The sequence below is a fragment of the Sinorhizobium sp. 8-89 genome (assembly GCF_030124325.1).
GTDB lineage: Bacteria > Pseudomonadota > Alphaproteobacteria > Rhizobiales > Rhizobiaceae > Sinorhizobium.
Genome location: NZ_JASKLR010000032.1, coordinates 39,077 through 52,207 on the forward strand (window position 1 = coordinate 39,077; position 13,131 = coordinate 52,207).

A 13,131-nucleotide genomic window follows, 5' to 3' on the forward strand; every position below is an offset into this window, starting at 1 on the left:
AGCAAAGACGGGGAGGGCGTTGATGCTTTTCCCTGTCCTCCGGCCGTTTTCACCTTTTAGCCACCTTTGAAGGTCAGTACAGATGCTGAAAATTATCCACGTCAGCGATACGCATGTTGCGCCGTTCGGCCAAGCCGTTGTGGGACTCAATCCTTGCGCTCGGCTGAGCTCAGTTGTCAGCTCGATCAATCGGCATCACAGCGATGCGGCGGTTTGTGTTATTACCGGTGACCTGACTGACCGGGGAGAAGTCGCGGCGTATGAGACGCTCGCCGAGATCTTGAGCGAGTCTCGTGTCCCTTGTCGCTTGCTCCTGGGCAACCACGATAACCGTCCGAACTTTCGGCGTGTGTTTCCCAACGAACCCGTCGATCGATTTGGCTTTGTTCAGTCTGCAATGGATCTCGACGACGTGCGCCTAATCTTTCTTGATACTCTCGATGATGATCATCCAGGTTGGGGGCGCATGTGCGCCGAACGCATACAGTGGCTGGAAGAGGTTTTTAAGGACAAGGCGGCGAGTAGATCGCTTATTTTCATGCACCACCCTCCATTCTCAGTGGGGGTGCCAATCTTCGACGACATCATGCTCAACGAGCCGCATCCGTTCCTGTCAACAATCAAGGCTGAAAAGTCCATTTTGCACATCGCCTTTGGACATCTTCATTTAACGACAAGCGGAATTTGGCACGGCATTCCCTTTAGCTGCAATCGGGGCGTTTCCCATCGTATCGCATTGAGCTTTAAGCCGGGCGTGACCGAGTTCATGGAATCCGAACCGACTTATGACATCATCACAGTTACCGAGGCTGGAGTTCTTGTGCATCACACGTCTCCCGTGACCGATGGCGACATTATCGCCCGGGAATATCCCACGGACGATGGGATGGGCCGCCTCGAGTTCACGCGCCCCTAAACGATGTTAAAATGTAAGGAGCAGCGGATGCCAGCTGCTCGCGGATTGAATGCACCCCTGAACGTTGGATGAGTTGGCGAAGCTGATTGATCGTTCTCTCGAGTTATTTCCTGTGCTTGTAGAGAGTTACGGCGCATTTCAAGGAGCCGTCCGCGAGGCAGGTATCTGCCTCGGGATTCCTTCTCCGCTCCTGCCGACCTGGCCCTCCCTGATCATTCATGTTAGCTCGAACTTAGCCAGGCACGTCGGATTCGGTTCATGCACTCGCAGGTAATTGTTTTTCGAATCGATTGTGCTGCGATGGACCGGCTTAGCCGGGAAAACTAGCTTCGATCGCAAGGATGTGCCTTCAAGCAGCGGACAATGTCCATCGCGTTTTCGTGACCGGTATGGCGCCGAGAGAGCTATAGAACGCCTTTGCGATCTGGTTCGAAAGAATCGTCTGCCACTGAATCTCTCGGCACCCATGCTCCCGCGCAAACTCTATCAACCTCAGTATCATCGAACGACCAATGCCGAGACGCCGAACCTCGGGCTTGAGGTAGATGCAGTCCAAAAATACGTATGGTCTTGCAGACCACGTTGAGATGGCGACTTGGGCTGTCATGTAGCCTCTCAGCGTACCGGGTGCCGCCGTACCTTCGTCGCAGACCCAGCCATGGAGCTGTGGCGGCGCTCCAAAGAACGCGGAACTCCAGTGCGTGGCTTGGTCGCTTTCAGAGATCACCGATCCTTCATATGCTGCGTGCTCGGAGCAAAGACTAAGAAGCTCAGAGAAATCTTCGGGAAGTATGGGGCGAATTTCCAAAGTGTCCTTCTCCTCATCGTTGCGGAAGAGCGGTGCATGGCTAAAGGGCGCGCATAGTGGCTTTGAGATGTTGGGCCAGGCGAAGGGAGAGCGCACATATCGTCAATGTCGGATTCGCCGCTGCTCCGGTCGGAAACACTGCGCTCCCAGCAACGAAGAGATTCCTGTGGTGATGTGCCGTACAATTTGCATCTACTACCGACGTCGTCGGATCGTTTCCCATTACAGTAGTGCCCATGATATGACTACCACCAGCATCCGATGCCGTTCGATCATCTTGTATGTGAATGCCGATATCAGTTACGTTGCAGCCTAGTTTACGGAAGATCTCTCGATGAAGGCGTGCTGCCGCCGCGATCCCATGACGGCTGTATTTGTCGAGTCGGAACTGGATTTTCGGGCGAGGCAAGCCAAGGCGGTCGATCTCGGAGGATAATGCAACCCGATTGGCTGGGTCTGGAAGCATTTCTACAACGCTCTGCAGGGCAAATTGGCGAATTCCTAGTCGGTGTACGTTATTGAAAAGATCCTCGCCGATAAGGTGCTGCTGGTCGACCAGCTCAAGCAAACCGACCGCAGCCGAGGATAGGGGCTTGTATTCAAACGGCGCGCCACTCACGTTGCGCCAGCCGTCATTGCGCAATGCGGTCCGAAAGGCTGCCCGATCTCGCCGAAACGGTCCGTCGCGGAAGAGCTCAATCCCGGATGTCGATTGTGGTCCCCTGTAGGGAAAGATTTGATCTGGCACGATGGCCCACGAGTGCTTTTCCACATGATCCATAAGATTCCGTCCGACGAGACCACTTTCATTCGCCAAACCTGCGGCACGTTGATGATTTGACTGTAATAGCAGCCTCGGTGTTTCTATTCCGTTTGCAGCCAATACGAACGCGCGGGCCTGGACGCGCCCAGTCGATCCATCGCTGGTCTCGAACCAAGCCGACGTTATTCGGCCATCCTCCGACGCATCCAGCTTCGAGACTGCAGAGCCGGCAAGCAACTCTGCCCCGTTCAACAATGCAAGTCGTAAATGGACCAAGGGATCGTATTTAGCCCCGGCAGGACAAAGGGGCACGCAGGACGAATAACCCTCGCAAAGTGGACGACCATTGTAGCCGTCGACTGAATTGCGAGCTTGAGGAGTAGGTACGATGCTGATTTCCCGGGAGTCAAAATGCAGCCCCCCGATCCGGTCGATTACATATTTATCAGCGTAGCTTTGCGGGATGGCCGGCATCGGAAAGGGCTTACTTCTTGATGAGTTCAAAGAAGTGTCGGCTTCCGGACTGCCGGCCACCCCAATTGCCTCTTCAGCCGCACAATACCATGGCTCTAAGTCATCATACGAGACGGGCCAATCTCGCCCGCGGCCGTACATCGTCTGCATCAGAAAGTCGTTCGGGCACATTCGCAGGGCCGTTCCCAACCAGGCGAGGCCGGTTCCGCCAGTAAGACGCATATACTGGCCTTCAAAACGGTCGGCTGCGGCTTCTTGGATATAAGATCCGGATTTGTAGCCTCTGTCTTGCGGCGCAATGAGATCTGTATAAGGGGCGAAGACTTCAGCTTCGTCCGAATTGGCAAAGGTCTCGCGCCGCCTTTGCCTAGCGTGCGTCTCGTCGTCCATTGGCAAACCAGCTTCGATTAGCACAACGTCCATGCCGGCCTGAGCCAAGGAATTTGCGATCAGGGATCCCGCGAAGCCCGATCCGATTATCGCCACATCGCGGAGGTTAGTGCTCATAGCGTCGCTCGCTTCGCCGATCTGGCCGATCACGTTGTCGAGGTTTGCAGGCCCAATCGGCAAATTCACCATCACCCCGCGTCATCGGCGAATGAACACCGAGTGCCCTCCAAACGAGCGCATCCTCATGTTGCCTCCAACCACAACGTTTCCAATGGCCATCGACGCAAATCGATCCCAGGTAAAAGAGATAGAGGATCTGCTTGAGCGTCGCAGCAAACTCGCCATTGCTCCGAAGTGCTTGGCAACGCAACGCGATATCCCCTGGTCCGCTTTCTTCGCGGAGCATTTTGTATGCCTTAAGGAGTTGATCGATATCGCCCACAGCAGCCTTTTCAGCTCTCAAAATAGACAGGTTGAGAGCGAGAAGCTGAGTGTCAAAATCATCGAAGCCGGTAAGCTCACAGACCAGCAGGCCGAACAGTGTCATTTCCGATTGCGATGGCGAAGTCATTGCGGTCATACTGCGCTTCTCCTATCGAGTCTCTGAAGAGCGGGAATTTCATGAAGACATGCGCGGAAGGCATCGAGGAAATCATCGACGTGATGTTTTGTCATTGACGTCGAGATGCTCCCCCAGAACGGGGCGGCTACGTAAAAGCCGCGCTCTAGCATTCCAGCATGCAGCAGCCGCAATACTTCCTTTTCGGAGGCATCATGATGGGCATTGCGATATGACCAAGGTCGATTTTTTTTTGCATGGAATCGAAACAGCGATCCGGCTCCTTGCGCCGTGATAGCCACGCCTACATCGCAAGCAGCGCGCTCGGCTTGTTCACGGAGGTAGTCACCGAGTTCGTTAATCCGGTCAACTTCGGCCACTGTCAACGCTGCAAGGGCTGCGCGCCCAGCGGCCATCGTAAGGGGGTTCGCCGAAAACGTTCCACCTTGAGGCACTCGAGCCCTATCTTGGGGAGCGAACGCTTCCATGATCACCGAGCTTCCGCCGACTATCCCTATCGGAAGCCCTCCGCCTACCACCTTTCCCAAAGTGACGAGATCAGGCACAAAGCCCCTCGATGCAGAAGCGCCGTGATAGCCAAGTCGAAAGCACACAACTTCGTCGCTGATCAAAACGATCCCGTGTTGCTTCGCTGTCTCCTGTAACATCGCCAAATAATCGGTTTTGAGCGGAATCATGCCTGCAGCGCAGGGAAGCATATCGACGAGAATGCAGGCGAGATTGGAACCATGCTGCTCGATAATGTTCCTTGATCGCTCTGTATCGTTGAGGGGAAGAACCAAGACGTCCGCGCACACGTGCGAAGGCGTGCTAAGATATGGCGGATTTGAGTTCGGGTACTCACCCCCCCAATTACTTGGGTTGCTGCGGGTGCTTACCTCAGCCCAATCGTAAGTACCGTGAAACGCCCCCTCCAGCTTTGCTAGCCCGGTCCGCCCCGTCATCGCCCGAGCCGCCTTGATGGCAAACATCACAGCTTCGGTGCCGCTGTTCAAAAAACGGAGAAGTTCAATGGCGGGGACGCGGTCGCAAATCGCCTGCGCGAGATCAATATCGGCGACCGTTGGGTTGCCAAAAGCAGTGCCGCGCTCCAGCTGGGAAGTAATGGCGGCGATGGTTCCCGGATGTCGATGGCCGTGGACCAACGTCGAAAAATTATTGTGAAAATCGATATAGCTGTTTCCGTCGGCGTCTTGTATGCGTGCGCCTTCTCCGGCGTGCGCGTAGATGGATAAACCATCGTTTTCCTTATTGAGTTGAACCGTTCCTATGGAAACTCTGGTGACGCCGGCTGGGTAGAGAGCCCGGGCGAGCTCGGTTAGCTCCCGAGATTGGCCGAAACCATTATATGGCTTCTCATGGCCTTTGCGGATCTGCATAAGTCTATATGTTGCTGTCCGAGTCGCTTGCGATCCCTGAATCAGAATGGATGACTCAAGCCCGTTTTCCCGAACAATCTCTGAAAGAATGTCGTCGCGGGCGTAGCTACCGAAGCCCAGGATTATCCGGCCATTTTTCGTAAGCCACTGCGGCCCCTCTGCCAGGAACCGCCGCAGCAAAGCGTAGCCGGGATCAATTATCCCGCGTTCTAGCTCGTTGTGGCACTCGAAGTCGTCCGGGGCGAACTGGCTTGGAAAATTCCAAAAGATGATATGAAACCGTCGAGTGCGAGGAACATTTGAGAAAATGTCGCTTTCGAAGGCTTCAATATTCGAGATGTTGTTGCGGCCAGCGTTTTCGATTGTGTTGATGACTGCTCGTGAGTCAATATCAACCGACGTTACAGTTTTCGCACCCGCTCTTGCGAGGTGCAGGCCAGGCAAACCAAAGCCGCAACCGATCTCGAGGATATCTAGTCCCAGAACAGGGGGAAAATTCTCAGTTGCCCACCTCCATCCAGCAAACTCTTCTGGTGGAAAAACTCCTTCATGCACAACCAAGTCCAGTCCAAACTCGCTCATTCGGAGTGGAAAGCTCCGATCTTGGCTGGCACTTAGGATCCTTCTTATTCTTTCAACGGTCGTCATGTGAGGCTCCCTGGCCGGCGGTCACGCTCACCAGCCTCGTTTCAAGAGTTGGCGTTCAGGATTCCCAGCGCAGCGAGTTGGAACCTTAACCACGCAATGTCGAGTTCAGCTCCAACGAAAGGTACGTTGCGAAGGAGGCAGTGAAGATCCTCTCGGTGTTTGATGAGTCCGTCGTGTTTGTACATCTCGATTTTGCGTGCCACGATGGCTGCATAGTTGGCGCGCACGCCGAGGGACGGATCAAGAACAAGAGGCGGCGGAGGCCCAGCCTCCAAAACCCAATTAACTGCAACGTTTCCCTGCGCGTGGGCAAAAGTTCTCTCGTGTTCCGTCGAAGAGACTTTTGACGCCGTAACCACGAATCCCACCCCGGCTAGCTCATTAGTGTCGCGCTCGATCGCATAATCGAATGCCTTTTGTTGAAGATGATGGATATCAATGTCGTTCGGAACTCGCTCCAGAAATGGGGCAATGACGCTGCTACCTGCTAGCCAACTTTCGTCCGATCGATTGGCTGCCATCGCAATGAGCGCCGCGCGCATCATGTCCAAAGTCATGCTCAATCTCCGTTTTGAATTCTCCGCGAGCCGCTTGTAAGTGAATTCCAGTAAGGCATCGCCAGTAGACCCGCTTCGAGCAGAAGACGGTCCCAAGCCGAAAGTTCGCCCGCCCTATCGAGCAGCACTTGTAGGCTGGCACTATCACCCGCAAAGAATCTTTGGACCGTTTCCGCCAGTCCGAGGCTCACGGCGACTGATTCCGCCAGTTCGAAGGCGGCGCGTGCGTTCGAAAGCGCATCATCGTCTTTGCTGCTAACGTCGGAATGAAGTGCTTGGGAATTTCCGAGAATCGCCAGCAGCACGCGGAAAGACGAGTGAGAAATCTGGCCGGTGTTGAGCGCTCGCCAGGTCGTCTCGTCTGTGCCGATGGAATGCGCCCGAAGGATTCTCAGTTCCTCGCGCATGACACCGTCGCTGTCGCTCACGTGAACGAGATTGGTGACTGGATTGTCGCAGAAAAAGCGACTGCGAATGGTTCCTTTGGCAGCTTGCGCTGGCTGGGCCTTACCCTTCAGATTTTGAAGGTTCGACAACGCGTCATTACCGATCCACAATGTTGCGCAGACTGGGCGCATGTCGAACAAATCGACAACGAGCGGCCAGTGCTTTCCGCCGCTAGAGTTCGTTAAGGAATAGAAGGCTTCTATCGATCTGCGACTGTGAATGGCAAAGAACCTATCACAAACCTCGAGTTTTCCTTCTTGTGCGATAAAACGATCAAGCGCACTGGTCAGGCCGGATTTTGCAACGTCGGGCCCATAGACAGTAAGACCGACGGAACGCGTCTGTCCAGTTCTCCGTACGGGCTGGGCTTGCCGTTCGCCGCCGCTATCCAGAGCTTGGCGGATGAGCGTGCCGGTCACTTCTCGACCTTCAAGCCAATCCCTCAATCGCTGTGGAAAGGCACCGTTTAGCACAACACCCGAGAGCCCACGTCGCGCCATGAATTGAGCAGCGCATGCATCGATTGACGTATGACCGAGGCGCGCAAGCTCGTCAGGAGCAATTTCAGGTATCAGCGCCGATGGATCATCGCTCCTACCGTTCCGGTAAACGCCGTCGACATCTGTGAGGACCGCGAGTTTGTTCGTACTCGTTAGCCATGCGATCCATGCGGCGATAGCATCTGAAGTGATGTCCCAGCTCCACTCAACGGGATCCAAGGCGAAAAGAATTCGCGAAGGTAGCAACACGGGAATTCTCCCTTGCTCCATGACGAGCCGGCACTCGCCGAGTGTTGAGCACGGGACTAGATTCGAAGAAAACGCAGGATCGGCGATCATATATCCGGTCTGATCCTGGGCGAGCGCACATGCATGATGTGCGGTGAATGCGTCGAGAGGATATGATGAGTCGACGGCCTCGATGGCTTTGTCCGGAATCCCGCCTCCTGGGACAATCATGATTCGGTGACCCGACGTACGGATCTGCTCAAGGTCTGCGAGAACCGTTCTGCAGGTCTCTAGATCGCGCATGAGACTTCCGCCAAATTTCACTACTGCGGAGAACCCGTAAGGTGGAAAGCCGTTGGAAGCTGGCTGCATTTTTTCTGTCGCCCTCAAGCTCTCCTAAGCGGTCGGCACAACATCGGGCATCCTTCGGAGAATTCGCGGTAGGACACTCCAGATTTTGTGAAATGCGTCAGCATATAGTTTCATGATTTCGGCATCGTTCGGTGGGGCGATCTCCGAGACACAGAACATTGTGTCAAGTAGCCTCATCGTGTTCGGAAACTCGGCCGCGTTCCAGCGTCCGCGCACTGCCGGCAAGTATTCGAACACTGGTCGCGTGAGCCAAACCAAAACCGGCACGCCCTCAGCCCGAAGCAGCTTAACAATAAAATCTCTGCCCGCAGGGCCTTGGGGAAACCCCAAAATTTCTGGTTCGATCCGCAGAGGGAAGTTAAGCATTGAGTGGGTATGGTCGGCGGGATCGAATAGAGGGAACAGTCCGGAAAGACCACTGATCATCTGCCATAAGGACGTCGCATTGCGTCTTCGCTTCCGCAGTTGCTGGTCTAAGCCCTTGATGCGCGCGCTTGCTATCGCAGCGGAGAATACGTTTGGCCGATAGTTGTAGCCCTGCGAGTCAGGCGAAAATATTCGCGCTCCACTTCGAGACGAACTTGTCAATGAGACATGGTCGACATGATCGATGAGGTTGGGGTCCTTCGTGATAACAAAACCCAGTTCTCCCGCGCCGAGATGTTTGGCGCCATTGCCTGACAATGCGAGGGCGTCGCTTTCCAGGTACACACTATTCACGATATTTTTGACAGCACCGATCGACTGGCACACGTCATCGATGAGTGCTATCCCTCGGCTCCGAGCTGCCGCGCGCGTTCTTTGCGCGAGAATATTGTTGCCGAATAGGTGTGTAACAAGGACCGCCGCCACATCCAATTCCATTGCGCCGGCTGCTGATTCTTCGTCAATACCGGCAAGCTCTAAATCAACGTCGATGAAAATTGGTTCTAACCCGCAGATTAAAATCGGGCCAACCGCCCCCGGCCAATTCAGCGCTGTGGTGATGACATGGTTTCCTCGATCTTTGAAGTAATCCAGTTCTACGTGGATAGCCGCAGTTCCGCTACCGACCGCCCGCACTGCCCAATTCCCTGCCCACTTCGTGAGGCGCCGCTCGAGGTGAGAAACGACCGGATGGTTGACCCGATGATACTTGCCGCTACGCACAACTACGCCAAGAGCCTTTAGGTGCTTCTTTTTGGCGGCCGGCCACGATGTAATCCGTCCAGGAGCGATAACAGGGTCTCCGCCGAAGAGTGCGACAGATGCCTCCGGTCGGTCAGTCGCCCTCGAGGCAGCATCCAAGTCCAAACTGACATACTTGTTCATTCAGCCGCTCCATGAAATAGGAATTTAAGCGTCGAGCGGCCGTAGGCTCTAACATTGGTATCCGGCCAAGCTGCCCTCGGATGGGAAGCCTTCAGCTGTGGGATCTGTTGGAGCTTGGCCATCTCAGTGCATCTCCGATCTCGCCGGCCCTTTTCGATCCTGCAGTCGCGTCGATGCGTACTTACGTCTGGATCTTGCGACAGCGCTGCGGCAACATGCGCCCACGGTGCAAGAGCAAGTTCGATGCCACTGCCAAGGATGCGCGGACGCAAGCGCCGCCTTGGTTTTAGACCCTGCCCGCCACAACTTTCGTCGCACTTTAGCGGTGTTGCGCAAGGGTTGATTCACAGCACTGTATGTGAAACGAGGCACTCTTGCCGTTGCAATCAGTTTCCAACAAAATCTTTCTCCCTGCCTGTGATGCGGCTGGGGATGGTCCTGCACGAAGCGTGCCAAAGGAGAAACTCGTTTAGAAATACCGTGAGACTTCAAATTTGATGTGATGTTTATCCGACATTGTCGGGCGTACGACAACGGAGGAGCGCGCTTGAACGATGCTCTTCTGCCCACGGTATAGAAATGTAATTTCGAACCTAAACCAGCGGCTCCTCGATGGTATAGCGGGCCGCAAGCCGGAAGATCGAACGGGAAAGGTGAAGTTCGCCGGCGAGAGCCCGCGCGGTGATCCTCGAGACTTCGGTTGGCTTTGTGTAACCAACCCTCGGCAGTTGGTGCCGAAGTTATCGAAGCCCTTCGCAATCAGGAAACCGTGGCAGCATGATTAAGGAACGCTTGGCATTCGATCCACCCCGACGTTTCCGGCTTCCAACCACGTGCGAAAACGCCCGAGGCCGAGAAAAGCGCGATCAAGCTCGGAACGGCTTGACACCCATCACGCCAAACCTGCAGCACTACCGCAGTAGCTCCGGCAACCTGTGGATCCGATGCGCGCAGGCTGCGCCGCACTAACCGGACGCCACGACAGAACAGAACCGGGCGCAGCAGATGAGTCCACATTTCGTTGGGCAGGTAATCTGGTCTGAAGTACCGAGCGACTTCCAGTGCCTTCTGACTTCAGCCAGCTTCTCTTCCGCTCGTATGCAGCAGAGCAGTTGTGGCGGCGCTCGAATAGGCTGGAACCGCAAGGACGAAGTTGCTGCTGAGGAACTGGTCGGCGGCTCCGAACTCCGGCAAGCGCCGCAAGTCGTCGTCTTCGATGGCTGCGCGAAGGGCGTCAAGGTACGCCCCACGTAACCTGCAATTCAGCCATGAACCGGCAAGCCTCCAGGAGACCAGCCTCACCCCCTGCCAGTTCTGCAATCGGGAAAAGGCCGTGCCGAACCACTCTGGATAGGGTGCATAACGGTGCTCGATCAGCATGGCGAGCCGCATGATATTACTGACCACATGCGGGCGATGATGCGAGAGCCGATCTCGTCCCCCCACGTCGCCAGTGCGGCCGACATAGGCGCGTTCAACGCATGGTCGGCCGTGTGACGGCCTCGCAGATCGCCTCCGCGTCGGCCGCATCGGTCTTCCCACGCTTGACGTAGCTTTCACGTAAGCCGGCGGCATCAGCCGGACCGTGTGGCCGAGCTTGCCCAATTCCCGGCCCAATAAAGGGCTGTCGCGCACGCCTCGATGCCGATCAGCCAGGGGGAAAGGCCAGCGAAGAATTTCAGCACCTCGCCACCGCGCAACGGCTTACGGACCACTACTTTGCCGCATGCGTCGATGCCGTGACGCGACAATGTCGGAGACTCGACAAATGTCGGACATGCGGCGATCGATTGCCATGCGTTTAAAGAGTTCTTCCTTTGGCACGCATGTTGCTTCGGGTGTCGCTAAACGCGTCTCGCGGAGAGTGTCGCAATGTTCGCACAATGCTGTCTGCTGGGATCAGCCCGTACCATAAGGGACCTCCCGGTGCAAAAGAAGCAAGCGCCGCACTGGAAGCAATAGCCGGGCCAAGGGCTGCACAGCCCTTGGCCACAACGATCCTCTTGCCTGGAGCCGACCTCCAGTCGGTCCAACCTGGGCGAATTTCTGGATGTCCCGACAGTACCCGAAAATCAACACAAAGGAGAATTTTGCCGATGCGACGAGTGCTTTTGACATATGTCGTGCTTTGCGGTCTGCCGGCGGGCGCCGCCGCTGCCGACGCCACGGTGGCCGGTGACCCGGCGGCGTTAGCCGGCGCGGCATCCCCGGTCTTTTCGTTCGAGGGCGGGCTACGCTACTGGTACAGCAGCGGCGAAGCGTCGAAGGACCTCTACGGTACCGGCGGCACGGTGATGGTCTCGCGGCTAACATACAACGATCTCGATGCGCGTTCGGGCGAATTCTTCTTCAACGCGACCCACAATCCGACTGGCATCTTCATCAAGGGCTTCATCGGCGCGGGCGGGATCGCCCAGGGTTCTCTTACCGACGAGGATTTCCTACCCTATTCGAACACGTTGTCCGATCAGCACGGCGGCCGCATCACCTATTTCACCGCCGATCTCGGATACAATTTCTGGAACACGCCACGTTACCGCATCGGTGCTTTTGTCGGATACAATTTTTGGAACGAGAGCTACCACGCCTTCGATTGCGCGCAGCAGGCGGCCAACCCGGAGATTTGCGTACCAGCCATTACGACCAATATGGGCATTATTAGCCAGGATAACGATTGGCATTCGCTGCGACTCGGCCTGGCCGGGCAGACGCAAATCACCGAACGGCTCAGCCTTTCTGGTGATGTTGCGGTGCTGTTCACGCGGCTTGACGGCGAAGACCAGCACCATCTGCGCCCAGATATCAATCCGCTGCCCGAAGACGGCAACGGGCACGGCATCCAGCTCGAGGCAATGTTGAACTACAAGGTCACGGATTTGTTCAACATCGGCATCGGCGGCCGCTACTGGCGCGCGGGATCTACTGGCGCCGCTCATTTCGAGGAGACGCCGTCCGGTGGCAGGGCGCAGGTCCTGCATTGGGAGGCTGAGCGCTACGGCGTGTTCGTGCAGGCGAGCATCAAGTTCAACTGAGAAAGCGCTGCCAGCACCAAGTTGCCGTTGGACAACAACAGTCCTGAGAGAAGCTGCAAGCTCGGACTCGGCTGCCGTGAGGTACGCGCGCAACGCGTACGCCCTTAAAGCCAAATCAACCTAGCCCGCTTCTCTCACCGCCGCTGGCGTTGGGCGGGCGTTTTGGCCCGGTGATGCGCTGACATCGTGCCTCGACGATGGAGATGAGCACGGTCGGCGCCGCGGTGCGCGGGGAGTCCGGGTTCGGCGATGTGTCCTCTGTCGTTTGCGGGGTGGGTTCAGGTCCGGCGCCATCGGGCCGCAAGGCCTATTCGGGCATGCGCCAGCTAGTGCGTTGAGAACGAGCCGCGAAGCTACAGGCCCGCGCATGATCTAAATCGCATGAGCTTCTTCGCTTTGTCGTTGCACTTCAAGCCGCCGATTAAACGTCAATCGTGTGCCAATCCATTAGTCCGGATGCGCTAGATCGCTTGGATACCCCGACGCGCATGCGCGCGATCAAGATCCTCTGTTACAGAAAGCGTGCCGGCGAAGCCCGGGGGATCTGTGCGAGCTCATTCGCTGACTGCTCACGCCAAAACCGCCTAGATGTTCCATAACATAGATTATGCGATCCGCTCGTGTAGCGGGGTACATTCTATTTCCAAGTGCGACATGGCAATAAAAACAATGACTTGGCCCTTGGAGATTTGTGCATGTCGCAGTGCTATTTGCAGCTCACCCTTC

The 13,131-nt window shown here is 56.0% G+C and carries 10 protein-coding genes and 1 pseudogene; 2 read left to right on the plus strand and 9 right to left on the minus strand.

The window, feature by feature from the left end:
• Positions 1 to 82 precede the first annotated feature (82 nt).
• Positions 83 to 916 (plus strand): phosphodiesterase, encoded by an 834-nt coding sequence (locus tag QN219_RS30280; protein ID WP_284004122.1) that lies wholly within the window; start codon positions 83 to 85, stop codon positions 914 to 916.
• Between the two features lie 349 nt (positions 917 to 1,265).
• On the opposite strand, the gene QN219_RS34350 is transcribed toward QN219_RS30280, so the two are convergent.
• The 9 genes and pseudogenes from QN219_RS34350 to QN219_RS30320 form a co-directional block, all read right to left on the minus strand.
• On the minus strand, positions 1,266 to 1,820 hold the full coding sequence (locus QN219_RS34350; RefSeq protein WP_405052290.1) for a GNAT family N-acetyltransferase: 555 nt from the start codon (positions 1,818 to 1,820) through the stop codon (positions 1,266 to 1,268).
• Positions 1,765 to 3,540, minus strand: a complete 1,776-nt coding sequence (locus tag QN219_RS30285; protein ID WP_284004123.1) for a GMC family oxidoreductase — start codon at positions 3,538 to 3,540, stop codon at positions 1,765 to 1,767. Before QN219_RS30285 ends, QN219_RS34350 begins: the two co-directional genes overlap by 56 nt.
• On the minus strand, positions 3,458 to 3,931 hold the full coding sequence (locus tag QN219_RS30290; RefSeq protein ID WP_284004124.1) for a hypothetical protein: 474 nt from the start codon (positions 3,929 to 3,931) through the stop codon (positions 3,458 to 3,460). The genes QN219_RS30285 and QN219_RS30290 overlap by 83 nt, the downstream gene beginning before the upstream one ends.
• Positions 3,928 to 5,958 (minus strand): aminotransferase class III-fold pyridoxal phosphate-dependent enzyme, encoded by a 2,031-nt coding sequence (locus tag QN219_RS30295; protein WP_284004125.1) that lies wholly within the window; start codon positions 5,956 to 5,958, stop codon positions 3,928 to 3,930. Before QN219_RS30295 ends, QN219_RS30290 begins: the two co-directional genes overlap by 4 nt.
• A 41-nt stretch (positions 5,959 to 5,999) precedes the next feature.
• Positions 6,000 to 6,515, minus strand: a complete 516-nt coding sequence (locus QN219_RS30300; RefSeq protein WP_284004126.1) for a hypothetical protein — start codon at positions 6,513 to 6,515, stop codon at positions 6,000 to 6,002.
• A gap of 2 nt (positions 6,516 to 6,517) precedes the next feature.
• A complete protein-coding gene (locus QN219_RS30305) occupies positions 6,518 to 8,062 on the minus strand; it encodes a nucleoside-diphosphate kinase (protein WP_284004127.1) in 1,545 nt (514 codons plus the stop codon).
• A gap of 24 nt (positions 8,063 to 8,086) precedes the next feature.
• Positions 8,087 to 9,373: a DegT/DnrJ/EryC1/StrS family aminotransferase gene (locus QN219_RS30310; protein WP_284004128.1), complete on the minus strand. Its 1,287-nt coding sequence runs from the start codon at positions 9,371 to 9,373 to the stop codon at positions 8,087 to 8,089.
• A gap of 1,074 nt (positions 9,374 to 10,447) precedes the next feature.
• Positions 10,448 to 10,753 carry a hypothetical protein gene (locus tag QN219_RS30315; protein WP_284004129.1) on the minus strand — a complete coding sequence of 102 codons (306 nt, stop codon included), beginning with the start codon at positions 10,751 to 10,753 and terminating at the stop codon, positions 10,448 to 10,450.
• A gap of 97 nt (positions 10,754 to 10,850) precedes the next feature.
• Positions 10,851 to 11,160: pseudogene (locus QN219_RS30320) on the minus strand (hypothetical protein); the annotation flags it as partial.
• Positions 11,161 to 11,469: 309 nt separating this feature from the next.
• On the opposite strand from QN219_RS30320, the gene QN219_RS30325 reads away from it, so the two are divergent.
• Positions 11,470 to 12,405 (plus strand): hypothetical protein, encoded by a 936-nt coding sequence (locus QN219_RS30325; RefSeq protein ID WP_284004130.1) that lies wholly within the window; start codon positions 11,470 to 11,472, stop codon positions 12,403 to 12,405.
• Positions 12,406 to 13,131: the final 726 nt, after the last annotated feature.